This is a genomic window from Amycolatopsis sp. SB7-3 (assembly GCF_041021335.1).
GTDB classification, from domain to species: Bacteria; Actinomycetota; Actinomycetes; order Mycobacteriales; family Pseudonocardiaceae; genus Amycolatopsis; species Amycolatopsis japonica.
The window spans coordinates 15,112-37,701 of sequence record NZ_JBFPJQ010000003.1; the positions used below are offsets into that span (position 1 = coordinate 15,112).

At 69.2% G+C, this 22,590-nt stretch carries 24 protein-coding genes; 16 read left to right on the forward strand and 8 right to left on the reverse strand.

Annotated features, from left to right (window positions below; all coding sequences use genetic code 11):
- Positions 1-37 precede the first annotated feature (37 nt).
- Positions 38-1,258, forward strand: a complete 1,221-nt coding sequence (locus AB8M46_RS24705; RefSeq protein ID WP_394361761.1) for a cytochrome P450 — start codon at positions 38-40, stop codon at positions 1,256-1,258.
- On the opposite strand, the gene AB8M46_RS24710 is transcribed toward AB8M46_RS24705, so the two are convergent.
- Complete coding sequence (locus tag AB8M46_RS24710; RefSeq protein ID WP_394361762.1) at positions 1,255-3,537, reverse strand: tetratricopeptide repeat protein; 2,283 nt, start codon at positions 3,535-3,537, stop codon at positions 1,255-1,257. The genes AB8M46_RS24705 and AB8M46_RS24710 overlap by 4 nt on opposite strands.
- 389 nt (positions 3,538-3,926) lie before the next feature.
- On the opposite strand from AB8M46_RS24710, the gene AB8M46_RS24715 reads away from it, so the two are divergent.
- Positions 3,927-4,862 (forward strand): DMT family transporter, encoded by a 936-nt coding sequence (locus AB8M46_RS24715; RefSeq protein WP_394361763.1) that lies wholly within the window; start codon positions 3,927-3,929, stop codon positions 4,860-4,862.
- Here AB8M46_RS24715 and AB8M46_RS24720 read toward each other — a convergent pair.
- Positions 4,787-5,293, reverse strand: a complete 507-nt coding sequence (locus AB8M46_RS24720) for a GNAT family N-acetyltransferase (RefSeq protein ID WP_369797439.1) — start codon at positions 5,291-5,293, stop codon at positions 4,787-4,789. The genes AB8M46_RS24715 and AB8M46_RS24720 overlap by 76 nt on opposite strands.
- 133 nt (positions 5,294-5,426) lie before the next feature.
- Here AB8M46_RS24720 and AB8M46_RS24725 point away from each other — a divergent pair, with 133 nt between their 5' ends.
- Positions 5,427-5,630: a hypothetical protein gene (locus tag AB8M46_RS24725; RefSeq protein WP_037344241.1), complete on the forward strand. Its 204-nt coding sequence runs from the start codon at positions 5,427-5,429 to the stop codon at positions 5,628-5,630.
- 278 nt (positions 5,631-5,908) lie between these two features.
- Here the strand turns inward: AB8M46_RS24725 and AB8M46_RS24730 are convergent, their stop codons facing one another.
- Entirely contained in the window at positions 5,909-6,268 is a 360-nt protein-coding gene (locus AB8M46_RS24730; RefSeq protein WP_037344243.1) for a VOC family protein, read from the reverse strand.
- Positions 6,269-6,357: 89 nt separating this feature from the next.
- Here AB8M46_RS24730 and AB8M46_RS24735 point away from each other — a divergent pair, with 89 nt between their 5' ends.
- The 5 genes from AB8M46_RS24735 to fgd are packed head-to-tail and all read left to right on the forward strand — an operon-like array spanning position 6,358 to position 9,926.
- Entirely contained in the window at positions 6,358-7,551 is a 1,194-nt protein-coding gene (locus AB8M46_RS24735) for a zinc-dependent alcohol dehydrogenase (RefSeq protein WP_378423494.1), read from the forward strand.
- Between the two features lie 59 nt (positions 7,552-7,610).
- Positions 7,611-8,027: a CBS domain-containing protein gene (locus tag AB8M46_RS24740; RefSeq protein WP_016333456.1), complete on the forward strand. Its 417-nt coding sequence runs from the start codon at positions 7,611-7,613 to the stop codon at positions 8,025-8,027.
- A 15-nt stretch (positions 8,028-8,042) separates the two neighbouring features.
- Positions 8,043-8,570 (forward strand): hypothetical protein, encoded by a 528-nt coding sequence (locus AB8M46_RS24745; protein ID WP_394361764.1) that lies wholly within the window; start codon positions 8,043-8,045, stop codon positions 8,568-8,570.
- A 42-nt stretch (positions 8,571-8,612) separates the two neighbouring features.
- Complete coding sequence (locus AB8M46_RS24750; RefSeq protein WP_394362143.1) at positions 8,613-8,915, forward strand: hypothetical protein; 303 nt, start codon at positions 8,613-8,615, stop codon at positions 8,913-8,915.
- A gap of 6 nt (positions 8,916-8,921) precedes the next feature.
- A complete protein-coding gene (gene fgd, locus AB8M46_RS24755; RefSeq protein WP_037344247.1) occupies positions 8,922-9,926 on the forward strand; it encodes a glucose-6-phosphate dehydrogenase (coenzyme-F420) in 1,005 nt (334 codons plus the stop codon).
- Between the two features lie 48 nt (positions 9,927-9,974).
- Here the strand turns inward: fgd and AB8M46_RS24760 are convergent, their stop codons facing one another.
- Positions 9,975-10,388 carry an SsgA family sporulation/cell division regulator gene (locus AB8M46_RS24760; RefSeq protein ID WP_038515280.1) on the reverse strand — a complete coding sequence of 138 codons (414 nt, stop codon included), beginning with the start codon at positions 10,386-10,388 and terminating at the stop codon, positions 9,975-9,977.
- A gap of 364 nt (positions 10,389-10,752) precedes the next feature.
- On the opposite strand from AB8M46_RS24760, the gene AB8M46_RS24765 reads away from it, so the two are divergent.
- The 6 genes from AB8M46_RS24765 to kstD all read left to right on the forward strand — a co-directional run bounded on the left by AB8M46_RS24765 (position 10,753) and on the right by kstD (position 15,907).
- A complete protein-coding gene (locus tag AB8M46_RS24765; RefSeq protein WP_394361765.1) occupies positions 10,753-10,914 on the forward strand; it encodes a hypothetical protein in 162 nt (53 codons plus the stop codon).
- A gap of 10 nt (positions 10,915-10,924) precedes the next feature.
- Positions 10,925-11,848, forward strand: coding sequence for a hypothetical protein (locus AB8M46_RS24770; RefSeq protein WP_378423498.1), 924 nt, complete (start codon positions 10,925-10,927; stop codon positions 11,846-11,848).
- 60 nt (positions 11,849-11,908) lie between these two features.
- Entirely contained in the window at positions 11,909-12,415 is a 507-nt protein-coding gene (locus AB8M46_RS24775; protein WP_394361766.1) for a winged helix-turn-helix transcriptional regulator, read from the forward strand.
- A gap of 56 nt (positions 12,416-12,471) precedes the next feature.
- Positions 12,472-12,990, forward strand: a complete 519-nt coding sequence (locus tag AB8M46_RS24780; protein ID WP_378423486.1) for an SRPBCC family protein — start codon at positions 12,472-12,474, stop codon at positions 12,988-12,990.
- Positions 12,990-14,027 (forward strand): LLM class flavin-dependent oxidoreductase, encoded by a 1,038-nt coding sequence (locus AB8M46_RS24785; RefSeq protein WP_394361767.1) that lies wholly within the window; start codon positions 12,990-12,992, stop codon positions 14,025-14,027. Before AB8M46_RS24780 ends, AB8M46_RS24785 begins: the two co-directional genes overlap by 1 nt.
- Positions 14,028-14,158: 131 nt before the next feature.
- Positions 14,159-15,907, forward strand: a complete 1,749-nt coding sequence (gene kstD, locus AB8M46_RS24790; RefSeq protein WP_394361768.1) for a 3-oxosteroid 1-dehydrogenase — start codon at positions 14,159-14,161, stop codon at positions 15,905-15,907.
- Here kstD and AB8M46_RS24795 read toward each other — a convergent pair.
- The gene (locus tag AB8M46_RS24795) at positions 15,892-16,383 is read right to left on the reverse strand and encodes an anthrone oxygenase family protein (protein WP_394361769.1); all 492 of its coding nucleotides are present in this window, start codon (positions 16,381-16,383) and stop codon (positions 15,892-15,894) included. The genes kstD and AB8M46_RS24795 overlap by 16 nt on opposite strands.
- Positions 16,384-16,911: 528 nt before the next feature.
- Here AB8M46_RS24795 and AB8M46_RS24800 point away from each other — a divergent pair.
- On the forward strand, positions 16,912-17,451 hold the full coding sequence (locus tag AB8M46_RS24800) for a TetR/AcrR family transcriptional regulator (RefSeq protein ID WP_394361770.1): 540 nt from the start codon (positions 16,912-16,914) through the stop codon (positions 17,449-17,451).
- Positions 17,452-17,509: 58 nt separating this feature from the next.
- Here AB8M46_RS24800 and AB8M46_RS24805 read toward each other — a convergent pair whose 3' ends face one another.
- Together AB8M46_RS24805 and AB8M46_RS24810 are read right to left on the reverse strand one after the other, a co-directional pair.
- Positions 17,510-19,072, reverse strand: a complete 1,563-nt coding sequence (locus tag AB8M46_RS24805; protein ID WP_394362144.1) for an amidase — start codon at positions 19,070-19,072, stop codon at positions 17,510-17,512.
- 349 nt (positions 19,073-19,421) lie between these two features.
- On the reverse strand, positions 19,422-20,114 hold the full coding sequence (locus AB8M46_RS24810; protein WP_037344262.1) for an IclR family transcriptional regulator: 693 nt from the start codon (positions 20,112-20,114) through the stop codon (positions 19,422-19,424).
- A 229-nt stretch (positions 20,115-20,343) separates the two neighbouring features.
- Between AB8M46_RS24810 and AB8M46_RS24815 the strand changes: the two genes are divergently transcribed.
- Entirely contained in the window at positions 20,344-21,747 is a 1,404-nt protein-coding gene (locus tag AB8M46_RS24815) for a serine/threonine-protein kinase (protein WP_394361771.1), read from the forward strand.
- Here the strand turns inward: AB8M46_RS24815 and AB8M46_RS24820 are convergent.
- Positions 21,722-22,579, reverse strand: a complete 858-nt coding sequence (locus AB8M46_RS24820) for an LLM class F420-dependent oxidoreductase (protein ID WP_394361772.1) — start codon at positions 22,577-22,579, stop codon at positions 21,722-21,724. The genes AB8M46_RS24815 and AB8M46_RS24820 overlap by 26 nt on opposite strands.
- Positions 22,580-22,590: the final 11 nt, after the last annotated feature.

The following is a 22,590-nucleotide window of genomic DNA, read 5'->3' on the forward strand; positions in this document are numbered from 1 at the left end:
GGACGCGATTCGGCCGGCGGCTGGCATGGTGGCTCGTATGCCTGACGCCGCATACGATGCCGCCGCGGTCCCCGTGATGTTCGGTCCGGACTTCGACAGGGATCCCTCGCCCGCCTACGAATGGCTTCGGAGCAACGCGCCGGCGTTCCGGCTCCCGCTCCCCGGCGACACCTGGACCTGGTTGCTGACCCGGCACGCGGACGTCGTCTCCGCGATGGCAGACCCCCGGCTGTCCAAATGCCCGTCCGTCGCCGCGGAGCACTGGCGCAAGGCCAACCTCGGGCTGCCCGCCGACCACCGGCCGACGCTCATCGGGCATATGAACAACGTCGAAGGCGAGGAACACGCGCGGTTGCGCAAGGCCTGTGCCGGCGCGTTCGGCCCGCGGCGGCTGCAGCATATGCGCGACCGCACGCATCAGCTCGCGAACGAACTGCTCGACCCGATCCTGGACCGCGGCGAAGGCGACCTCGTCGAGGATTTCGCGTACCCGCTGGGAATCCGGTCGATCTGCGAGCTGATCGGCATCCCGGAGAGCCTGCTCAACGAGGTCCGCCCGCCCGCGCTGGTGGTCGCCGCGGGCGACGTCACGGACATGGCGTCGATGCTCGAGGCGACCGACGATCTGGACGCGCTGCTCGCCGACGTCGTCGCCCGCAAACGCGCCGAACCGGGGGCGGACCTGATCAGCGATCTGCTCACCCAGGAGGCGGCCGGGAAGCTGACCGGCGACGAGGTCGCCGCGACGGCGTTCCTGTCGCTGATCGCCGGGCACGAGACGACGATCAGTCTCATCGCGTCCACCGCGCTGACCCTCATCACGCATCCGGAGGAGGCGGCCCGCGCCCGCGCCGACGGTTCACATCTGACGCTCGTCATCGAAGAGGTGCTGCGCCGCGACACCCCGCTGCAGAACACGAGCTGGCGGTTCGTCACCGAACCGATGGAACTCGCCGGGCAGCGGATGGAGGCGGGCGATCCGATCCTGTTGTCGTTGCTGGCGGCCAATCGCGATCCGGAGGTGCACCCCGAACCGCTGGCCTTCCGCCCCGGCGAGCGGCCGGTGCGGCACGTGGCCTTCGGTGTCGGACCGCATATCTGCATCGGCGCCGCGCTCGCGCGGATGCAGGCGTCCGCGGCACTGGAGACGTTGTTCGACCGCGCGCCGTCGATGACGCTGACCGTGCCGGAGGACCGGCTCGTGTGGTGGCCGAGCGCGATCACGCGCGGCCTGCACAACCTGCCGGTGAAGCTCTAGACGGCACCTTCGAGGCGGCCCCGCAGCACGTTCGCCTTCCGGTCGTCGAGGTCCATGACGAGCTGGAGCGCGTCACGCCAGACGGCCATGGCCTCGTCGGTGTGCCCCTGGGCGGCCAGCGCGCAGCCGCGTTCGTCGAGCGCGTCGGCCTGCCCCCAGACGTCGCCGCAGTTGCGGTAGGCGGTCAGCGCCTGCTCGCAGTAGCCGAGAGCCTGGTCCAGATCGCCGAACCGGCGGCAGGTCCTGGCGAGCGGCACCAGCGCGAAGCCCATCCCGTGCTGGTCGGCGTCCTTCGCGTAGGTGTCGAAGGCACGCAGACCGTGATCGAGGGCCAGGTCCCGTTCGCCGAGGTCGCGGTAGGCGCGGCCGAGATGGACGCGCGCGGTCGCTTCGCCGAGCTGGTACCCGATCCGCGCGTTCACCTCCACGCTCTGCTCGGCGAGCCGGACGGCTTCGGCGTAGTCCTCGCGTTCGTGCGCGATGTTGCCGAGCCCGACCAGTGCCCAGCCGAGGCTCGGGTTCTCGCCGATCTCCTCGGAGATCTCGACGGCCTGGCCGAACAGATCGCGCGCGCGGCCGAGGTCGCCGCGCCGCCGGTGCGCCTCGGCGAGATTGATCGCCGACCAGGCCAGCCCTCCGAGGTCACCGCCCGCCTTCGCGGACGCGATCGCCACCTCGTGACTGGAGATCCAGGTCTGCCACGGCCTGCCGAGCAGGTGGTAATCGAACAACTCCACCGGCAGCCGCCAGCCGACCTCGTACAGCCCGTGGTCCAGTGCCAGCCGGGCGACGCCGGTGATACTCGGCATCTCCGACGCGCACCAGATGTAGGCCTCGTCGAACGTGGCGAACCGGAGCGGTTCGACCCCGTCGGGCGCGGGACCCAGATCGATGTGGTGGTCGCGGGCCGGGGTCAGTGTCCAGCTCGCGGCGTTGGCCGCGTACAGATACCAGTGGGTCAGCCGGGAGACCGCCGCCTGCCGCTCGTCCCGCCATCGCTCGGCGTTGGCCTCTTCGGCGGCGTACACGCGGATCAGGTCGTGGAACCGGTAGTACTGCGCGCCGACCTGCTGGACGAGATGTGCCTGCACGAGCCGGTCGAGCAGGCGTCGCGCGTCGTGCCCAGGCAGCCCGGCGAGCGCGGCCGCCGCCTCCGCGGTGAAGCGCGGGCCGGGATGGAGGCCGAGCAGCCGGAACATCCGGGCGGTGTCGGCCTCCAGCGCGCGATACGACCAGCTGAAGGCGGCCCGGACCCCGACGGTGTCGTCGTCGACCGCGAGCAGTTCCAGCCGCCGTCCCTCGGCGACGAGTTCGCGCGCGAGGTCGCCGACGCTCTGATGGGGATGGGTGGCGACCCGTTCGGCGGCGATGTTCACCGCGAGCGGCAGCGCCGCGCACAGCCGGACGAGCCTGCCGACGCCTTCGGGATCACCCGCCGCGCGTTCGTCGCCGATGAGGTCGGCCATGAGCCGCGTCGCTTCGAGTTCTCGCAGTGGCTCCAAGGAAACCTGGACCGCGCCGTTGCCGACGACCAGCCCGGACAGCCGTCGCCTGCTGGTGATCAGCACGGTGGTGTCCGGGGTGCCGGGCAGCACCGGCCGCACCTGGGGCGAGTCGAGGGCGTTGTCCAGAACGACGAGGGTGCGCTGGCCGCGCAACAGGCCGCGCAGGAGCGCGAGCCGCATGTGCTCTTCGGCGGGGACCCGGTCGGGACGGACGCCCACGCAGCGCAGGAGGTCGTCGAGGATGTCGGCGGGTTGTGCGGGCGATCCCGCCGCGTAGCCGCGCAGATCCGACCAGAGCACGCAATCGAACTCTTCTTGGCGCCGGTTCGCCCAATTCAGCACGAGCGCGGTCTTCCCGACCCCGGGCGGACCGGCGACGAAGACCACTTTCGCCGTTTCGGTGAACACTTTTTCGTCCAGCAGCGCCAAATGGTCTTCGCGGCCGACGAAATGATCAGGCGGCGGGGGAAGATGCACATACGGTTCCGCGCGGGCGGCCTCGGCGAGCACGATCAGGGTCCCGCCCGCGCCCAGCGCGCGATCGCAGGCTTCGGCGAATTCCGCGCTCGGCGGGGTGAGCCCGCGTTCGACCCGGCTGATCAGACTTTTGTCGACATAGGCGAGTTTCTGAAGCTCGCGCAACGCCAGCCCGCGGGCCTGACGGCGTTGCCGCAAGGCGCGCCCGAACGTCGACGCGGCCGTCGAAACCGGCCTCGGTTCCGCGCGTGCTTTCCCGGTCTCCCCGGATCTGGCCGAACCGGAATCCTCGGTCACCAGAAGCACCTTTCTCCCCGCTCCGCGGCAGATCGTGCCACAACCTTCCCATTGCCTGGGTCACAACACGGCCACCGGGTGTGCGCGGGTGCGAAGTCTGCCCCCAAACTGTGCGAGAACGCGCCCGTTCCCCACCGGTGCGCCGGGCGAAAGGGAGGTGGATCATGCGCGACCGCGAAATGTGAGCAGGCCCTGTTCCGCCTTGCGAACACCGGGCGAGTGCTGATCTCCTCGGAAACCGGTCGTGGCCGTCGCTTCCGGCGGCCACGACCGGGACCTTTCGGAACATGTAGGACCGCTTAACGTCGGTGTAGATCTTTTCACTTGTCCTGACGAGTCGCCCGAGGCAGCTTGGGAGAGGTATCGAGCGGCCCGGCGAAAGGAACGAAGTGAGCATCGGCGCACCGGGAACCCTGGTCTGGATGGGCGTTCTCGCCCTGTTGTGGGGATCGGGATTCCTGTGGATCAAGCTCGCGCTGACCGGGCTGCCGCCCGTTCAGGTGACCGTCATCCGCTGTGCCCTCGGCGCGGCCGTCCTCCTCGTGCTGAGCCGCTGGGCCGGGCAACGCTTCCCGCGCGGCCGCCGGATCTGGGGCAGGCTCCTCGTCGCCGCCTTCTTCTGCAACGCCTTGCCGTTCGCGTTGTTCAGCATCGGTGAGCTGACCGTCGATTCCGGCGTCGCGGGGGTGATGAACGCGACGACCCCGCTGTGGTCGTTGCTGATCGGTATCGGGATCGGCACCGAACGACGGCTGACGGTGGTCCGCGTGGGCGGGCTGATCCTCGGTTTCGCCGGCATCCTGCTGATCTTCGCGCCCTGGCAGAAGAGCGGTCTGCTGGGCTGGGGAACGCTGGCCCTGCTCGGTGCCGGCCTCAGCTACGCGGTCGCTTTCGCTTACATGGGAAGGAAACTCGTCGGCGAAGGCGGTCCGATCGCGATCTCCGCCGCACAGTTGCTGACCGCGACCGGGCTCAGCGCGCTCGCGCTGCCCTTCGACGCCGCACCGGCCGGGCCGCTGAACGTGACCGCGGTGCTCGCCGTCGTCGTACTCGGGATCTTCGGCACCGGCGTCACCTTCTACCTCAACTACCGGCTCATCGCCGACGAAGGCGCGACCTCCGCGGCGACCGTCGGCTACCTGCTGCCGGTGGTCTCGGTCGCGCTGGGCGCGATCGTGCTCGGCGAGGACCTCGGCCCACGGGTGCTCGCCGGGATGGCCGTGGTGTTGCTCGGAGTCGCGCTGACGCGCTACGTGAGGTCTTCGGCGAGCAAGTCCATCAGCAACCCGTCGTGCCAGCCCTCGCCGTCGGTGTCGCGTTCGTAGCCGCGCATCACGCCGACCTCGCGGAAGCCGACGGCCTTGTAACAGCGGATCGCGGCGTCGTTGTCCACGGCGGGATCGATCACCAGCCGATGGTGCCCGCGATCGTGCAGGAGATACCGCGCCATCGTGCGGACGGTGTCCGTTCCCAGGCCCCGCCCGTGCGCCGCCGGATCCAGGAAGAGATCGACCGACGCGTGCCGGTACATCGGGTCTTCCTCTTCGCCGTACTGGACGAAGCCTCGGACGACGCTCCCTTCCAGGACCGTGAAACAGGCCGTCGTGGGGTCGTCGAACGGCCAGGTGGGGGAGTCGTCGACCGAACCCCAGCGCGCCCCGACCTCGGCCGTGCCGCGGATGCGCCGCAGGTCCGGGACGTGGGCCTCGGTGACCGGGGTCAGGGTCACGATCTCCCCGCGCAACTCGGTGGTCAGTTCCCGCTCCGTCCGCTCGTCCGAATGGCGCCAGTCTAGGGAGAAACCGGCCGGGGCGCCGCCGGACCGCAAGAAAACGGGGGCTTTCCCGGCCGGAATCCGGTATCAACGAAAGGGACGACGGAGGTGGGTCATGGGGAACCCGTTCGAGGAATTGCGTCCGGTGGAGGAATTGGTCGACGGTGGGGCGACGGCCGTGCGGGCTGCGGTGTTGCGCAAGGCGACCGAAGCGGTGGTCGCGAACGCCCGCGACGCGACGGACTGCCGGATGCTGCTGGAGATGCTGGGGCTGCACTCGGAAAGGCCGGTCCGGACGACCGAGCCTGAAGCCGCCTGAGGCACCGCAAGTACGTGAAGGCCCCCTTCCTTGCGCTAGACGCAATGAAGGGGGCCTTCATGTACTTGGGAAGGTGTGAAGGACTCCTTCCCACGGCTGAGCCGAGGAAAGGGGGCCTTCACGCGCGGTCGCTGTGACTGCTGGTGTTCATGGGGCTCGCGTAGCGCCTCGCAAGTCCGTGAAGGCCTCCTTGAGGGACCCAGAGTCCCTCAAGGAGGCCTTCACGGACCGGACCAAGGAACCGAACCGCACCCGGAATCCCTAAGCGGCTAAGAGGTTCAGCGCCGCGGCAGCACGCAGAATTCGTTGTCTTCCGGGTCGGCCATGACGACCCAGTCGTCCGACTCGGGGTCTTCGATGATCCTGGCGCCGAGTGACACGAGCCGGGCGACCTCTTCACGCTGCTCGAGTTCGGTGGGCGCGAGGTCGAGGTGCAGCCGGTTCTTCCCCGACTTCCCCTCGGGGACCGGCTGGAAGAGCAGGCTCGGCACGTCGGGGCTCTTCAATTCGACATAGGTCACGCCATGACCGTCGGTCCACCGCTCGGTCTCGGGGTAGCCGAGTGCTTCCTTCCAGAACGCGGCCAGTGCTTCGGCCTCACGGCAGTCGACGGCGACGGCGAGCATCCGGGTTCGCATGGATCAACGGTGGCACGGAACGGCGAGGTTTGCCGGATGCGCGGGCGGGCACCCGGCGGGGAGCACAGCCACTCGCCGAAGGGAGCACCATGAAGGCCGTCACCTGGCACGGCAAACGTGATGTCCGGGTCGACACCGTCCCGGATCCGAAATTGCTCGAACCGACCGACGCCGTCGTGCGGATCACCTCGACCGGTATCTGCGGGTCCGACCTGCACCTTTACGAGGTCCTCGGCGCTTTCATCGACGAGGGCGACATCCTCGGGCACGAACCCATGGGCGTCGTCGAAGAGGTCGGTTCCGGGGTGACGAACCTGAAACCCGGCGATCGTGTCGTCGTCCCGTTCAACATCTCCTGCGGCCACTGCTTCATGTGCGACCGCGGCCTGCAGTCGCAATGCGAGACCACGCAGGTCACCGATCGGGGCAAGGGCGCGGCGCTGCTCGGCTACACCAAGCTCTACGGGCAGGTCCCGGGCGGCCAGGCCGAATATCTGCGGGTCCCGCAGGCCCAGTACGGCCCGATCAAGGTGCCGGACGGCCCGCCGGACGAGCGTTTCGTGTACCTCTCCGACGTCGTGCCCACGGCTTGGCAGGCCGTCGACTACGCGAACATCCCCGAGGGCGGCACGGTCGTGGTCTTCGGGCTGGGCCCGATCGGGCAGTTCTGCTGCCGGATCGCGAAACACCGGGGTGCGGGGAAGGTGATCGGCATCGACCTGGTGCCGGAACGGCTCGCGAAGGCCGCCGCGGCCGGCGTCGTCACCTACGACACGCGTGAACACAAGGACCTCGGCGACCTCATCCGCGAGACGACCGGCGGCAGGGGAGCGGACTCGGTGATCGACGCGGTCGGGATGGAGGCGCATGGTGCCCCGATCGGGCGAATGGCGCAGAACCTGGTCGCCCTGTTGCCCGACCCGATCGGCGCGAAGATCACCGAGAAGGCCGCGATCGACCGGCTCAGCGTGCTGTACGCGGCCATCGACTGCGTCCGCCGCGGCGGGACGATCTCGCTGAGCGGCGTCTACGGCGGCATGGTCGACCCGCTGCCGATGATGGACCTGTTCGACAAGCAGATCACCCTGCGGATGGGACAGGCCAACGTCCGGCGCTGGATCGACGACATCATGCCGCTGATCACCGATTCCGCCGATCCGCTCGGCGTCGAGGGCTTCGCGACGCACAAGATGCCGCTGAAGGACGCGCCCCACGCCTACGAGATCTTCCAGAAGAAGCAGGACGGCGCCGTCAAGATCCTTCTGGAGCCGTCGGCGGCTTGAGGTGTCGGCCCGGGGATCCCGGGTATCCGCTGGATGATCCTGAAGGAAGGAGCGATGGGATGACCACGGCACGAGACATCATGACCGCGAACGCGACCTGTGTGTCCGCCTCCGAAACCGTCCTCGACGCGGCCAAGAAGATGGCCGCCGAATCGGTGGGCGCGGTACCGATCTGCGGCGAGGACGGCAAGCTCAAGGGCATGCTGACCGACCGCGACATCGTGGTGAAGGTCCTGGCCGAAGGCAAGGACCCGCGGGCGCTGCACGCTTCGGAACTGGCGCAGGGCGAGGCGGTGACGATCGGCGCCGACGACGACGCCGAGGAGATCATGCGCACCATGGCGAACCACAAGGTCCGGCGCCTGCCGGTGATCGACGGGCACAAGCTCGTCGGCATCGTGGCGCAGGCGGACGTGGCCAAGGCCCTGCCCAACCCGGACAGTGGTGAACTGGTGGAAGCCCTCTCCTACGACTGACGGCATACTCACTCGGTGGCGTTCTTCGACATCGAGGGTTACGAACCCGTGTGGCTCTCCGGACTCCAGTCGATCCGGAGGGCACACGGGGATCGTTTGCGTGCGCTGGTGGGCAAGCGACTGCGGCAGGTCCACCTCACCTGGTTCGTCGAGTACGCCGAGTGGCTCTCCGACGCGCCCGTCGTGGTCGACTTCGGCGACGAACGGCTGGAGATCACGCACTGGAAGTTCGACGAACTTTCCCTGACCTGGAACACGATCGACCCGGTCGGGAAGTCCTCATGGGACTGGGGCGATCCGGCCGAGCCCAGCCCGCTGCGGTGGCGGCGGGACGTCTTCCCGGAACTGTCCGCTTTGGAGGGTCAGGTGCTCCAAGACGTCGAGCTGCTCGACTGCGCGACGCGGGACATGGCGAACGGCATGGTCGCGGTCGGCTTCGTCTTCCCGCGCGGCCGGTTCACCGTGTTCAACGCGCTCGACGAGAACGGCCTCGAATACACCGAGCCCGACTCGTCCTATCGGCGACATTCCTTGGCAGGCTGAAAACGGGGTGCGGCGGTCGTCGATCTTGGCGATACTTCCGCCCTGCTCGTCGAAGCCGAAACCGCGCTGGACGAACTGGAATCGCTGATCCAGCGGATCAACCGGACCAACGCCGCGACCCCCGATCACAACTCCGCCCAGCACGGCGCACAGGTGACGGCGCAAACGGCACAGTTCATCACCACGTGCCGGTCCCGGAGGGTGAGGGCGGGTACGGGGTCTGTCCACGCATTCCCGGTGTCACAGTGGTGTTCCCGACACTCTTCACCCAGCCGAGGCATGGGCGCGGCTGATCGACTCTGTGCCAAGGTGAAGAGCGGAACAACCCAAGAGTCCAGGTGGTGACCCCGGATGGCACTGAAGATCGGTTACAAGGCGTCGGCCGAGCAGTTCGGCCCGCGCGACCTCGTCGAGTACTCCGTGCTCGCCGAGCAGGTGGGGCTGGACAGCGTGATGGTCAGCGACCATTTCCAGCCCTGGCGGCATCAGGGCGGGCACGCGCCGTTCTCCTTCGCGTGGATGGCGGCGGTCGGCGAGCGCACCGAACGGGTGGTCCTCGGCACCAGCGTGCTGACCGCGACCTTCCGCTACAACCCGGCCGTCGTCGCGCAGGCGTTCGGCACGCTCGGCAGCCTGTACCCGGGCCGTGTGCTGCTCGGCGTCGGCAGCGGTGAGGCCCTCAACGAGGTCGCGGTCGCCCGTATCGAGTGGCCCGCGTTCAAGGAGCGATTCGCGCGGCTGCGTGAGGCGATCGACCTGATGCGCAAACTGTGGTCCGAGGAGCGCGTCACGTTCGAGGGCGAGTACTTCCAGACCACCGACGCCACCGTGTACGACCGGCCCGAGGGCGGGGTACCGATCTACATCGCGGCCGGCGGCCCGGTGATGGCGAAGTACGTCGGCAAGCAGGGTGACGGTTTCATCTGCACCAGCGGCAAGGGGATGGAGCTCTACACCGAGAAGCTGCTGCCCGCGGTCGCGGAAGGCGCGGAGCAGGTGGGCCGCAGCACCGGCGACATCGACAAGATGATCGAGATCAAGCTGTCCTACGACCCGGATCCGGCGCAGGCGCTGGAGAACACCCGGTTCTGGGCGCCGCTCTCGCTGACGCCGGAGCAGAAGGCGGGTATCGAGGACCCGGCCGAAATGGAGAAGGCCGCGGACGCGTTGCCGATCGAGCAGGTCGCCCGGCGCTGGATCGTGACCTCCGACCCGGCCGACGCCGTCGAGCAGATCAAGCCGTACGTCGAGGCGGGCTTCAACCACCTCGTCTTCCACGGTCCCGGCCACGACCAGGAGCGGTTCCTGCGGTCGTTCTCCGAGCAGGTCGTCCCGGGGTTGCGCGAACTCGCCTGACCCGATGTCTGGCGGGCGGCACCGTGCGAGCGGTGCCGCCACCGGCCGTCAGGACTCGGTGACGAGCTTGCCGATCTCCTGGTCGAAGTCGAACCATTCCGGTTCGGATCCTGCGGGGACGACGTCGTAGGTGCGGTCGAGGAATTCGGCCAGCTCCTGCGCCGGCGCTTCGAGCACCGCGCAGCCGTCGGGCGCGCTGAGCGCGAAAATCACGATCGAGGTGTCGTCGGCCGGGCTGATGATCACGTCGCCCTCACCCGATGGAGTGAGCAGTCCGTCCGCGAGGAGATCACGGCCGAACATCCAGCGGACCGTCCCGCCACCCGAGTGGTAGGCCACCACGACGGCGTAGGGGTCTTCGGGGTCGTATTCGAGATCGGCCTGGACGGGGAGCGGGTCCGCACCGAAAGTGCGCAGGCCGAAGACGATCGTCCCCCGGATGAGGTCGCTTTCCTTGTCCAACGCTTCAGCCCCTTACGTTCGGTTGCTGTTGATCTTCAGCTATTGATAACGCAATGTGAAGCCTTTTCGTGACCCGAGTTGACAAGGTTCACACGTTCGGCTGAGAGCTGCGTCTCACGTGCTCACGGACGGTTCCCGGCGGGCACGTGCGGTGAGCGGCCGGAAAGGCGATCAGCCGTGCAAAAGAAAGAGACTTCGCACGTGCATATTCCGGTGAATGAGAATAGCCAACCATTCGGCGGAGTGAATCGCTATTCCCCGTGGTTAACATCATTGTGCGTCGTTCGCGTATTCCAGGAGATCGACGTGGCTCCGTCCTGGACCCCGGCGAGCACGGTCGTTGAGGATAGGGAAAGGAGCGGTAATGGGCGTACGCATCACCGTCGCCATTCCCAGGCAGGACGCCGGGCAGCGGAACACGGTTCACGGGCCGCGCTGCCGGGTGATCCCGACGTCCGCGCCGCCTTCGCCGGGTGTGGCGACCGCGCCGGTGGTGCCCCGTGTGCGGGAGCGTCGCCGTGATTGAGCGGCTCCCGATGCGGGTCGGGCAGGCCGACATCGACCGGCTCGAAGGTGTCATCGGAGCACTTCGGGCACGCGACTACCGGGAAGGCGGCGGATCCTGCCGGGAACTGCTGCGCGTGCTGGAGCCATACGGCGCCGCGCTGCGGCGCGGGATGATGTCCGAGCCGCTGGCCAGGCGGCTGGCGGGCGTGGTCGCCGATCTGCACAACCTCAGGGGCTGGACGGAATTCGACTCCGGCCGCCCCGTGCGCGCCGAGTGGCACTTCCGCCGTGCGCTCGAACTCGCGACGGAGGCAGGCGCCGACGATCTCCTCGCCAACATCCGTTACCGGCTCGGCCGGATGTATCTGCATCACCGCACGCCGGCGGAGGCGCTCGAGCAATTCCGGCAGGGGCAGGTCGCGGCGCGCCGCGGGGGACGGCCGCTGTCGCAGGCGATCCTGTCGGCGAACGAGGCGTGGGCCTACGCGCTGCTCGGTGACGTCCGCCAGGCGCTGGACAAGCTTTCCCTTGCCCCGGAACAATTCGCGGACTCCGTCGGCGACGCCGTGCCCTCGTGGTCGGCCTTCTTCACGGCCAACGACCTGGCCGCGATGATCGGCACGGTGCGCACCGAACTCGCCAGGCTCGTCGACGTCCGTCATTGCCGGGAGGCGATTCCCGCGCTCACCGAGGCCATCGACGGCTACGGTCCGGACATGATGCGCAGCCGGTCGCTGACGATGATCTGGCTCGCCGTCGACCACGCGCTGGAGGGTGACATGGACCGGGCCGCGGAGGTCGGTCTCGCCGCGATGGAGATCGCGGACGGGATCCGTTCCGCGCGGACGCGAGATCGTTTGAAGCCCCTGTCGGAAAGCGTGCGGAAGCGAGTCGGCGATATTAATGCGCGAGATATTCTTGACCGGATCGCAACATTTCGAGCCAGTGCCTGAGCGCCGGGGAATAGGTGGAGGAATGACCGGATCAATTTCACCGGGCGTAGGCTCGCGGGTATGAAACGGACTTCGTTCGCGCAATGGCCGTGTTCGATCGCGCGCACCATGGACCTGCTCGGTGACTGGTGGACGCCGCTGGTCCTGCGCGAGGCGTTCTACGGGATCCGCAGGTTCGACGAGTTCCAGCAGGAGCTCGGCATCGCGCGGAACACCCTGGCCGACCGGCTGCGCCGCCTGGTCGGGGAGGGATTGCTGGAAAAGCGCGCCTACCAGGCCGACCCGGTCCGTTACGACTACGTCCTGACCGAGAAGGGCACGGATTTCTACGGTGTGCTCGCCGCGATGTCGCGCTGGGGCGACCGCTGGCTCTCCGGGGAGGCCGGGCCGCCCGTCGTCCTGCATCACGAGACCTGCGGGCAGGACACGCACGCGGAGGTCGTCTGCGCGCACTGCGCCGGGCCGTTGACCGGGGAGAACACCCGGGCCCGGATCGGACCCGGGTACCCGCCGAAGCTCGCGGATCGACCCGACGTGGTGCGCCGCTTCGCCGCGCAGGAGGTTTGACAACGTAAGTCCATCTACGCAACTATCGAGGTCACGAGCATGGGAGGCGGGCCACGATGGAGTGGACGGGCGCCAAGTACGCCGACAAGCCGACGGTCGAGGTCGAAGCGTGGGTCGACGCCGTCCCGGAACGGGTCTGGTCGATCGTCTCCGACGTACGCCTGATGCCGGAGATGAGCCAAGAGCTCCAGGCCGCCGAATGGTGTGACGGCGCGGAAGGCGCGGCCGCGGTCGGCAGGCGGTTCGTCGGCCGCAGCAAGCACGACGCGCTCGGGGAATGGGAGACCACGTCGCACGTCGTCGAATGCGACGAGCCGCGCGTGTTCACCTGGGCCGTGCACGACGCCGAGACCCCCACGGCGCTGTGGCGCTTCACGCTGGAACCCGAGAACGGCGGGACGAAACTCCGGCAGTGGATGCAGCTGGGGCCGGGCCGGTCGGGTCTCTCCCTGGCCATCGACCAGATGCCGGACAAAGAGGAGAAGATCGTCTTCGTCCGGCTGCGCGAGTTCGAGAAGGCGATGACCGGGACCCTCGCCGCGATCAAGGAGCGGGCCGAGGCGGGCGGCGCGTGATGCGGACGGCGACCACGGTCGAGGCTTCCCGTGGTCCGCGGGAGACGCTGGATTTCGTGCTGGAGGCGGAAATGCTCGGCCTCGACGACTGCTGGGTCGCCGAGGCGTGGGGATCGGACGCGCCGTCCGTGCTCGGCTACCTCGCGGCGCGGACGGAGCGGATCCGGCTCGGCTCGGGCATCATCCAGCTCGGCACCCGGACCCCGGTGGCGATCGCGCAGGCCGCGCTGACGCTGTCGGAGCTTTCCGCGGGCCGGTTCGTGCTCGGGCTCGGCGCTTCGGGGCCGCAGGTGATCGAGGGGCTCCACGGCGTTCCGTTCGCCCGGCCGCTGACCCGGATGCGGGAAACGGTCGCGATCATCCGCCAGGCGTTCGCCGGGGAGAAGATCGCGTTCTCCGGCAAGGAGTTCGAGATCCCGCTGCCGGGCGAGAGCAGGCCGATGCGGCTGTCGACGGCGCCGAACCCGGACATCCCGATCCACCTGGCCACGCTTTCGCCGAAGCTGCTGGAGCTGACCGGGGAGATCGCGGACGGCTGGCTGGGGACCAGTTTCGTGCCGGAAGGGGCACAGGCCTACTTCTCGCATCTCGACGCCGGTCTCGCCAAAGCGGGCCGAACGCGGGCGGACATCGAAGTCTGCCAAGGCGCCGAAGTCGCGTTCGCCAGGGACGAGGACGAGCTGCGCGGAATGGTCGCGAGCCGCAAGGCCGAACTCGCGTTCAGTCTCGGCGGCATGGGCTCGGCGAAGACGAACTTCTACAACAACGCCTACAGCAGGCAAGGGTGGGCCGAGGCCGCCGCGGCGGTGCGGGAGCGCTGGCAGGCGGGTGACCGGGAAGGCGCGGCCGCGCTGGTGACCGACGAGATGGTGCTCGGCACGACGCTGATCGGCACCGAACCGATGGTGGCGCGACGCCTGCGGGTCTGGCGGGACGCCGGCGTCGACACGGTCCGGCTGTATCCGGCGGGCGAGACGGTCGCCGACCGGCTCGCCACCCTGGGGCGCGCGCTGGACCTGGTCCGGGCGCTGGGCTGAATGCCCGCGCCGGTTGAGGTGACCGGCCGAGCGCGGTGGTCGCCGCCTGCTCCAAGCGGGTAGAACTTGTTTCACTTTTGCCGCCGGCTGGAGAACATGACCTCGCTCGATCCCCCACGCGAGGAGGATTCATGGGTCCCGATCTCCGCCTGTCCCGCCGTCAGGTCCTGCGTGGCACCGGGCTCGCGCTCGCTTCGGGATTGCCGTTGGCGGGGACGGCATCGGCGGGCTCGGCGGTGGTCGGCGAGTACGACGTCGTCGTGGTCGGCGCGGGCGCTGCGGGGATGACCGCCGCGCTGACGGCGGCCAAGCGGGGACTCAGCTGCGTGGTGCTGGAGAAGGCGGCGAAATTCGGCGGTTCGGCCGCCCGGTCGGGAGCGGGGATCTGGATCCCGTGCAACCCGGTACTGGCACAGGCCGGCGTCCGCGACACCCCGGAGCAGGCCGCACGGTATCTGTCCGCCGTGGTCGGTCCGTCGATCCCCGCCTCGCGGCAGGAAGCGTTCCTCGCCAACGGCCCGGCGATGCTGTCCTTCGTGATGGCCAACAGTCCGCTCCGGTTCCGGTGGATGGAGGGCTACAGCGACTACTACCCGGAACTGCCCGGCGGGATGCCGGACGGCCGCTCGATCGAACCCGATCAGCTGGACGGGAACATCCTCGGTGCCGAACTGGCCAACCTGAACCCGCCCTATCTCGCCACACCCGCGGGGATGGTCGTCTTCAGCGCGGACTACAAATGGCTCGCGCTGGCCGCGGTCAACCCGAAGGGCGCCGCGGTGGCGGCCGCCTGCCTCGCCCGCGGCACGGCCGCCGCGCTCGCCGGGCAGAAACCGCTCACCATGGGGCAATCGCTGGCCGCGGGACTGCGGGCCGGGTTGCAGCGCGCCGGTGTCCCGGTCTGGCTGAACACGCCGCTGACCGATCTCGTCCTCGAGAACGGGAAGGTCACCGGCGTGACCGTCGCGGCGGGCGTGGTGAAGGCGCGGCGAGGTGTCATCGTCGGCTCCGGCGGGTTCGAGCACAACGCCGCCATGCGGGCCGAGTATCAGCGCCAGCCGATCGGTACACAATGGACTGTCGGCGCGCGGTCGAACACCGGCGACGGGATCCTGGCCGGAAAGCGCGCCGGGGCGGCACTGGACCTGATGGACGACGCCTGGTGGGGGCCGGCGATCCCGCTACCCGGCGAACCGTACTTCTGTCTCGCCGAACGGACCCTGCCCGGCGGGCTGATGGTGGACGCGGCGGGCAAGCGGTTCGTCAACGAAGCGGCGCCGTACAGCGACGTCGTGCACACGATGTACGACCGGAACCCGACGTCGCCCACCATTCCCGCGTGGCTGATCGTCGATCAGCACTACCGCAACCGGTATCTCTTCCGCGACGTCGCGCCGCTGCTGCCGCTTCCCGACGAGTGGTACTCGGCGGGCGCGGTCAAGAAGGCGTGGACCGTGGAGTCGCTCGGCACCGCGATCGGTGTGCCGTCGCAGGCGCTGCGCGCCACCGTCAACCGGTTCAACGGGCAGGCACTGTCCGGTGTGGACAGTGACTTTCGTCGGGGTGACAGCGCTTACGACCACTACTACACCGATCCGTACGTCTTGCCGAACTCGTGCCTCGCCCCGCTCTGGGAACCGCCCTTCTACGCGTTCAAGATCGTGCCCGGCGACCTCGGCACCAAGGGCGGCATGCGCACCGACGCGCGGGCGCGGGTGCTGCGGGCGGACGGTTCGGTCATCCCCGGGCTGTACGCCGCCGGGAACGCGAGCGCGGCGGTGATGGGCAACAGTTACGCGGGCGCGGGGTCGACGATCGGGCCGGCGATGACCTTCGGGTACGTCGCGGCGAACGACCTCGCCGATCAGGCTGCGAGCTGACGCACGCGGTCCGGGAGCTTGAGCCGTGAGACGACGATGACGAGTGCGAAAGCGGCGAGGGCCGCGACGGTGCGGATGACGTTGTAGGTCTCCCAGCGGTCGAGGATCGCCGCGTGGTCGGCGGGTGCCGTGGTGACCGCCCAGACCTTGATCCGGCCGTTGATCGGGACGTTGCCGAAGCGGGTGACCAGGAACGACGTCGCGACCAGGGCCGCGGCCACACCGGCCAGCCACCGCGGCCGCCCTCGGCTCAGCAGGGCGAGCGCGAGGGAGCTGATCGCCGCGAGCGCCATCGCGGTCTGCATGACGACGCCGTTCCGCTGCATCAGCGCCGTGTGGAAGGTCAGCCGCACGTCGAGCGGGACGACGTCGAACGTGGCGGCGACGTTGACCGCGCCGTAGCCGAACGCCCCGGCGAGCAGTCCCGTCGACAGGAGGGCGACGCCGGTGACGAGATCCGACCTGAACTTTGACATGGTGTCAAAGGTAGCGGGCGTGGGTAAGTCTGACAACGTGTCGGAGTTAGCGCGGGTGGGCGTCGGTGCAGGTGGTCGAGCGAGCTCGTCGCCGAGACCCAGCGCCGTGCGCCCTCATGCTGTCCAAAAAGGACATTGTTCGAGATCAGGGCGTCCGATTTGAGTACTTTGCGCAGTATCGCCCTAGGGTCGTGAGTGGCAATGGTCGTTCTAACCCTCTTTGCCGCTCACGACCCCACGCGAAACCGGACTTAAAGGCATAAAGCGGGCGCATGCTGCCTGGAAAGTGACCACTGTGGACACCGATACCTCGGGCGGCACCACGCGCCACCTTTGACTTACCCCTCAACACGCGAGTGCGGTCTCCAGTCACGCGAGTCACGTCCCTGATCACGTGAGTCACGCCTTCGCTCACGCCGCGCCTGGGTGCCCAGTCCGTGAAGGCATCCTTCGCGTTCCCGCCGGTTGTGGCGCGCGCACCCGTTAAGGTGAGGCGTTCACGTGGCATCAAGGGCTGGGGGGTCCGCCATGATCAACAAACGTGCCTATCACCACGGGGATCTCCGTCGTGCGCTTGTCCTCGCCGCGCGGGAGCTCCTCGTCGAACGAGGTCCGGAGGGGGTGAGTCTGCGCGCCGCGGTCGCGCAAGTGGGTGCGTCCACCGCGGCGCCGTATCGGCATTTCCGCGACAAGGACGCGCTGCTGGTGGCGGTCGCGCTGGAAGGGCATACCGAGTTACAGGCGTGTTTGCAGGGGAGTGGGGCGGGGACGGTGACCGCGCTCGGGCACTCGTACCTCGGCTTCGCCCTGGAGAATCCCGCGTTGTACCGCTTGATGGCGGGCGCCGGGATCGGTGACCGCGCCGCGTATCCGGAACTGGCCGAGGCGCACCGGACGACCTGTGCGCTGCTGGCCGATCGGGTGGGGGAGCGGAACGATCCGGGCGGTTTCGCCGTCACGCTCTGGTGCCTGCTCCACGGGCTCGCCACGCTCGTGATCGACGGTCACGTCGAGCGCGATTCCGCCGTGGCGGAGGCCGAGCGCAGTCTCGGGCTCCTGGTCCATTAGACGACATCGTGAGTGATCCGGGCCGTTCCGACGACCCGGATCACTCGCGAACCCGCACTCAGCCGATCGACGGGATGTACGTCGGCAACCGCCGGACCTTCGTGTCCTGTTCGAAGGCGTACGCGATGGCCAGCAGTGACGGTTCGCTGAACCGCCCGCCCATGATCGACAGGCCCAGTGGCAACGGCCCGGCGTACGCCATCGGAACGGTCATGTTGGCGTAGCCCGAAACGGCCGCCGGGCCGGACGAGTCGATCAGCAGCGCGCCGTCGCCGACGCCGAGTTGCGTCTTCCACGCGGCGTTGTTCGTCGGCGCGACGATCGCGTCGAGTTTCGCGCCACGCAGTGTCTCGTCGAGGCCCCGCCGGGCGGCGCTCGTCGCGGCTTCCCGCATCGCGCGGTACGCCGGATCGTTCAGATCGCCGGTGGTCGCCTGCGAGCGGTCCCAGAGATTGTGGGTCCAGTACGGCATTTCGACCGCCGCGTGGTCCAGGTTGTACTGGATCAGCCCCGCCAGATCGGCGGGATGCTTGCCGCCGGTGGAGGCGAGGTAGGCGTTGATGTCGTGTTTGAACTCGGTCCTGATCGCGGGGAACTCGTTGGCCGCGATGACGTCCAGGTACGGGATGGTGATCTCGACCGTGGTCGCGCCGAGCTTCCGCAGCCTGGTCAGCGCCTGCTCGAACGCCGCCTTCGTCGTCTCGTCCGGGGTGTAGACCTCGCGCCAGACGCCGATCCGCTTCCCGCGCAAAGCGTTGGGGCGCAGGAACTTCGTGTAGTCGTCGAGGGACTGCCTGGCGGCGCCGACGGTGATCGGGTCGCGGCGGTCGGCGCCGTTGAGGGCCGCGAGCAGGATCGCGGCGTCCACCACGTTGCGCGCCATCGGGCCCGCGGTGTCCTGCTGCTTCGACACCGGCACGATTCCGCTGCGGCTGACGAGCCCGAGGCTCGGCTTGACCCCCACGATGCCGTTGGCGCCGGACGGGCAGCTGATCGAACCGTCCGTTTCGGTTCCGACGGCGACGGTCGCGAGGTGCGCCGCGACGGCGACCCCCGGGCCGGACGACGAACCGCACGGGTTGCGGTCGAGGACGTAGGGGTTCGCGGTCTGGCCGGCGAGCGGGCTCCAGCCGTTCGACGAACTGGTGGAGCGGTAACTCGACCACTCCGAAAGATTGGCCTTGCCGAGGATGACCGCCCCGGCCTCGCGCAGGTTCTCGACCACGCCGGCGTCACGGTAGGGGCGCGACTCCAGCAGCGCCGTCGAGCCCGCGGTGGTCGGCTGCCGGTCCGCGGTGTCGATGTTGTCCTTGAGCAGCACCGGGATGCCGTCCATGGGGCCCTTCGACCGGTGCCGGTGCCGTCGCACGTCACTCTCCGCGGCGAGCCGCAGCGCGTCCGGATTCGTGGAGAGCACCGCGTGCAGCGTCGGGTTCAGTTTGCGGATCCGCTGCAGGTAGAAGGCGGTCAGCTCGACCGAGGACAGCCGTCCGGAGCGCATCGCCCGCTGCAGGTCGGGGATCGTCGCCCGCTCCAGGTCGATCCCGGCCACGACGGGACGGCCGGACCGTTCCGCGGCCCACGCCGGGACGGCCGTGGTGGCGGACGCCACGGACACCATGACGAGGAACGCCGCCACGGCCGCGCCACGTCTTTTCAAGGAATGTCTTGTCAAGGAATTCCCTCCTTGGTCGAAAGAATTCCTGAACAGTACGTGCGCCGCTCCGTTTCGGAAGTGCCCGGAAAAAGCGGCGGATGGTGATTTAATCGCCGTGCGAACGCCTCGTCCGGTAGGCGATCGGTCACGGAAACGGCTTGTGACGGGCGGATTTCTTCGATTTCTGCACGGGGCGGCACCGGTCGCGGACACACGGTGAGGCGATTTCCGGGATTTCGTCGGAAATATTCCGCCCGTATTCAGGTGGTCGCCCGCTCGCCGCGTTGGTCGGGGATTGTTCGGGCTTCGCCGATCATCCGGCGCGGTTTCGCCCGGAGCTTTCGGCGAGCGCGGCGCCGAAGGAACGGGCGCTGCTCGCCAGCGCGGTGACCGCGGAAACCGGGTCGCGGCGGACGGGCAGGACCGCGGCGAGTGCCGCGCCGACCCGCCCGTCCGGGGTCCGGACGGCGACGGCGGCGCAGCCGAGTCCCTCGGCGATCGTCTCCGACTCCGCCGCGAACCCGTTCGCGCGGATCTCCAGCGCGTCGGTGTCCGGTTCGGCGAGTGCCGGGTGGTGGGCGGCGAGGAGCCGCCCGGCGGCGGTCCCGGGCGGCAGCGGGCTGCCCGGCCACACGGGGACGTCGTCGGCGGGGAGGACCGCCCCGGCCGCGACGAGCGCGCGTCCTTCCCTCGGTACCACGAGCACCAGGCTCGCGCGCATCCGCGCCGAAAGCACCGGCAGCCATTCCTTGGCCAGGTCCCGGAGTTCGGGCTGCCAGCGCCGCCCGAGCCGGAACACCCGCGAACCGATCCGGTAGCCGCGGCCCGCCCGTTCGACCGCGCCCAAGTCGGCCAGCTGCTCCAGGAGCCGGTGCACGGTGGTCTTCGGGAGCCCGGTGGTCCGCACGAGCTGGGTCAGCCCGGCCTGCCCGCCGTGCTCGTCGAGTGCTTCGAGCAACGTGAACGCGCCTTCGAGCACGCCGCGTCCGCCAATGGTCTCCCGCATCGCCGCCCTTTCCCGTGAACAGGCCACACCGGAGAAGTAAAGTGCGCCTCGGGCCTGCCGGGATACGAACTTCCGGGCAGCCGATGGGGCGGGGTTCCGCTGAACGGCCCATTCGCCGACGTGACCGACACCGCGCCGCGAACCACCCTGCCGGGTCCGGCGTCCCGGCGCGTTCCTGGCATGCTGGCAAGGTTCGCGCGAACACCACAGCTCCAGGGGGACGTCGATAATGGAGGAGATCCGCCGCCTCGCCGATCGGTTCGATCTCATCGAGCCCGTCGGCGGTGGCTCCATGGGCACCGTGTGGCGGGCGCGCGACGAGAACCTGGAGCGCACGGTCGCGGTCAAGGAACTCCTTCTGCCGCACGGCGCGGGGGAGCAGAAGGCCGACGAGGCCAAGAACCGCGCGCTGCGCGAGGCCAGGATCGCCGCCCGGCTGGTGCATCCGCACGCCATCACCGTCTTCGGCGTGATCGACGAGCAGGACCGTCCGTGGATCATCATGGAGTACCTGCCCTCCACCAGCCTCGCGGAGAAGCTGCGCGAGGGGCCGATGGAGGTCGACGACGTCATCCGTCTCGGCATCCAGCTCTGCTCGGCGCTGGCGGCCGCGCACCGGGCGGGCATCGTCCACCGCGACATCAAGCCCGGCAACGTCCTGCTGGGTGACGACGACACCGTCAAGATCACCGACTTCGGGATCTCGCGGGCGATGGGTGACGTCCAGCTCACCGCGACCGGCGAGATCTCCGGGACGCCCGCGTTCCTGGCGCCCGAGGTGGCGCGCGGCGAGGACGCCACGTCCGCTTCCGACGTCTTCTCGCTCGGCGCGACGCTGTACACCGCGCTCGAAGGCGGCACGCCGTACGGCACGGCCGAGAACCCGATCGCCTTGCTGTACCGCGCGTCGAGCGGTGAGATCACCCCGCCGACCAGGTCCGGGATCCTGACACCGCTGCTGAACCGGCTGCTCGACGTCCGGCCGGACAGCAGGCCGACGATGTCCGAGACCGAGCGGGAGTTGCGCGCGCTCGCGGCGGGGGAGCCGACGACGCTCGTCGCCGAGGAGCCGCCGCCGAAGGCGCGCAAGGGAATGCTGATCGGCGTGCTCGCGGTGTTCCTCGTGCTCGCGGCGGCCGCCGCCGCGGCCGTGGTCGTGGTGCTCAACCGCGATGACGACGCCTCGACGGGCCAGGCCCCGCCGCCGGTTTCCCAGTCGCAGTCCGCGGCCCCGACCACTTCGGAGCCGGTCGCGCCGCCGCCTTCGCCGTCCTCAGTGCCGCCTTCGACGCCGCCCCCGTCCTCGTCCTCCTCGGCCGCGCCGCCGCCCGCACAGACGCCGGGGCAGGCGCTCGCGGCTTACTACTCCCTCATCCCGGGGAATCTCCAGGCGGGGTTCGCGACGCTCAGCGACAACTTCAAGCAGACGAGGAACCAGAGCTTCGAGCGGTACTCGAACTACTGGCGGCAGTACAGCTCGGTGACCGTGTCGAACGTGACCGAATCCGGCACCACGGTGACGGCGACGCTCACTTACGTGAAGGCGTCGGGCGGGACCACGACGGGGCGGGAGACCTTCACCCTGGTCCAGAAGGACGGCCGCTACCTCATCGATTCCCAGCGGGCAGGTTGAGTTTCCCGGCGAGGCGCTGAAGCCAGGCCTCGACCTCCTCGGGGGAGCGGTCCGGGAGACCGAAGATCGTCTCGGTGACCCCGGCCGCTTCCAGTTCGGCCAGCTTGTCCGGATCCGGGCGGACACCGAGCGCGGAGATCTCCGGCTCCCCGGCGCGGCCCTCTTCGTGCCAGATTTCGCGCAGCCGCCGCGCTTTGTCCTCGATGTCCGTGTCGCCGGGCGTGGTGAGCCACCCGTCGGCGGACTTCGCGATCCAGCGGAACGTCTTCTCCGTCGCGCCGGCGCCGACGATCACGGGGATATGCGCTTGGGCCGGTTTCGGCCACGCCCAGCTGGCGCCGAACGAGACGAACTCGCCCGCGTACGAGGCTTCGTCCTGCGTCCAGAGCGCGCGCATCGCTTCCAGGTACTCGCGCAGCACCGTCCGGCGTTTGCCGCCGGGGACGCCGTGATCGGCCAGTTCGTCGACGTTCCAGCCGAAGCCGACGCCGAGCGTGACCCGCCCGGCCGAGAGGTGGTCGAGGCTGGCGATGGTCTTCGCCAGCGTGATCGGATCGCTCTCGACCGGGAGGGCCACCGCCGTGGCGAGCCGGATCCGCGTGGTCACCGAGGCCGCCGTGGCCAGGGCGACCCACGGGTCCAGCGTGCGCAGGTAGCGGTCGTCGGGGAGTGACGAGTCGCCGGTACGCGGATGCGGAGCCTCCCGTTTGACCGGGATATGCGTGTGTTCGGGCACGTGGAAGGCGTCGAAGCCGGCGGCTTCGGCCGCCCGCGCGGCCTCCGCCGGACTGATGCCCCGGTCACTGGTGAACAGCACGATCCCGTGTCTCACAGGCGGTCACA

Bases quoted from the DNA above. Each gene is read 5' to 3' on its own strand.
- AB8M46_RS24765 (WP_394361765.1), top strand. From the start codon at position 10,753: ATGGGCGTACGCATCACCGTCGCCATTCCCAGGCAGGACGCCGGGCAG.
- AB8M46_RS24735 (WP_378423494.1), top strand. From the start codon at position 6,358: ATGAAGGCCGTCACCTGGCACGGCAAACGTGATGTCCGGGTCGACACC.
- AB8M46_RS24810 (WP_037344262.1), bottom strand. From the start codon at position 20,114: ATGCGGGAGACCATTGGCGGACGCGGCGTGCTCGAAGGCGCGTTCACG.
- AB8M46_RS24730 (WP_037344243.1), bottom strand. From the start codon at position 6,268: ATGCGAACCCGGATGCTCGCCGTCGCCGTCGACTGCCGTGAGGCCGAA.
- AB8M46_RS24795 (WP_394361769.1), bottom strand. From the start codon at position 16,383: ATGTCAAAGTTCAGGTCGGATCTCGTCACCGGCGTCGCCCTCCTGTCG.
- fgd (WP_037344247.1), top strand. From the start codon at position 8,922: ATGGCACTGAAGATCGGTTACAAGGCGTCGGCCGAGCAGTTCGGCCCG.
- AB8M46_RS24705 (WP_394361761.1), top strand. From the start codon at position 38: ATGCCTGACGCCGCATACGATGCCGCCGCGGTCCCCGTGATGTTCGGT.
- AB8M46_RS24785 (WP_394361767.1), top strand. From the start codon at position 12,990: ATGCGGACGGCGACCACGGTCGAGGCTTCCCGTGGTCCGCGGGAGACG.
- kstD (WP_394361768.1), top strand. From the start codon at position 14,159: ATGGGTCCCGATCTCCGCCTGTCCCGCCGTCAGGTCCTGCGTGGCACC.
- AB8M46_RS24805 (WP_394362144.1), bottom strand. From the start codon at position 19,072: ATGGTGTCCGTGGCGTCCGCCACCACGGCCGTCCCGGCGTGGGCCGCG.
- AB8M46_RS24770 (WP_378423498.1), top strand. From the start codon at position 10,925: ATGCGGGTCGGGCAGGCCGACATCGACCGGCTCGAAGGTGTCATCGGA.
- AB8M46_RS24775 (WP_394361766.1), top strand. From the start codon at position 11,909: ATGAAACGGACTTCGTTCGCGCAATGGCCGTGTTCGATCGCGCGCACC.
- AB8M46_RS24800 (WP_394361770.1), top strand. From the start codon at position 16,912: ATGATCAACAAACGTGCCTATCACCACGGGGATCTCCGTCGTGCGCTT.
- AB8M46_RS24780 (WP_378423486.1), top strand. From the start codon at position 12,472: ATGGAGTGGACGGGCGCCAAGTACGCCGACAAGCCGACGGTCGAGGTC.
- AB8M46_RS24740 (WP_016333456.1), top strand. From the start codon at position 7,611: ATGACCACGGCACGAGACATCATGACCGCGAACGCGACCTGTGTGTCC.
- AB8M46_RS24815 (WP_394361771.1), top strand. From the start codon at position 20,344: ATGGAGGAGATCCGCCGCCTCGCCGATCGGTTCGATCTCATCGAGCCC.
- AB8M46_RS24725 (WP_037344241.1), top strand. From the start codon at position 5,427: ATGGGGAACCCGTTCGAGGAATTGCGTCCGGTGGAGGAATTGGTCGAC.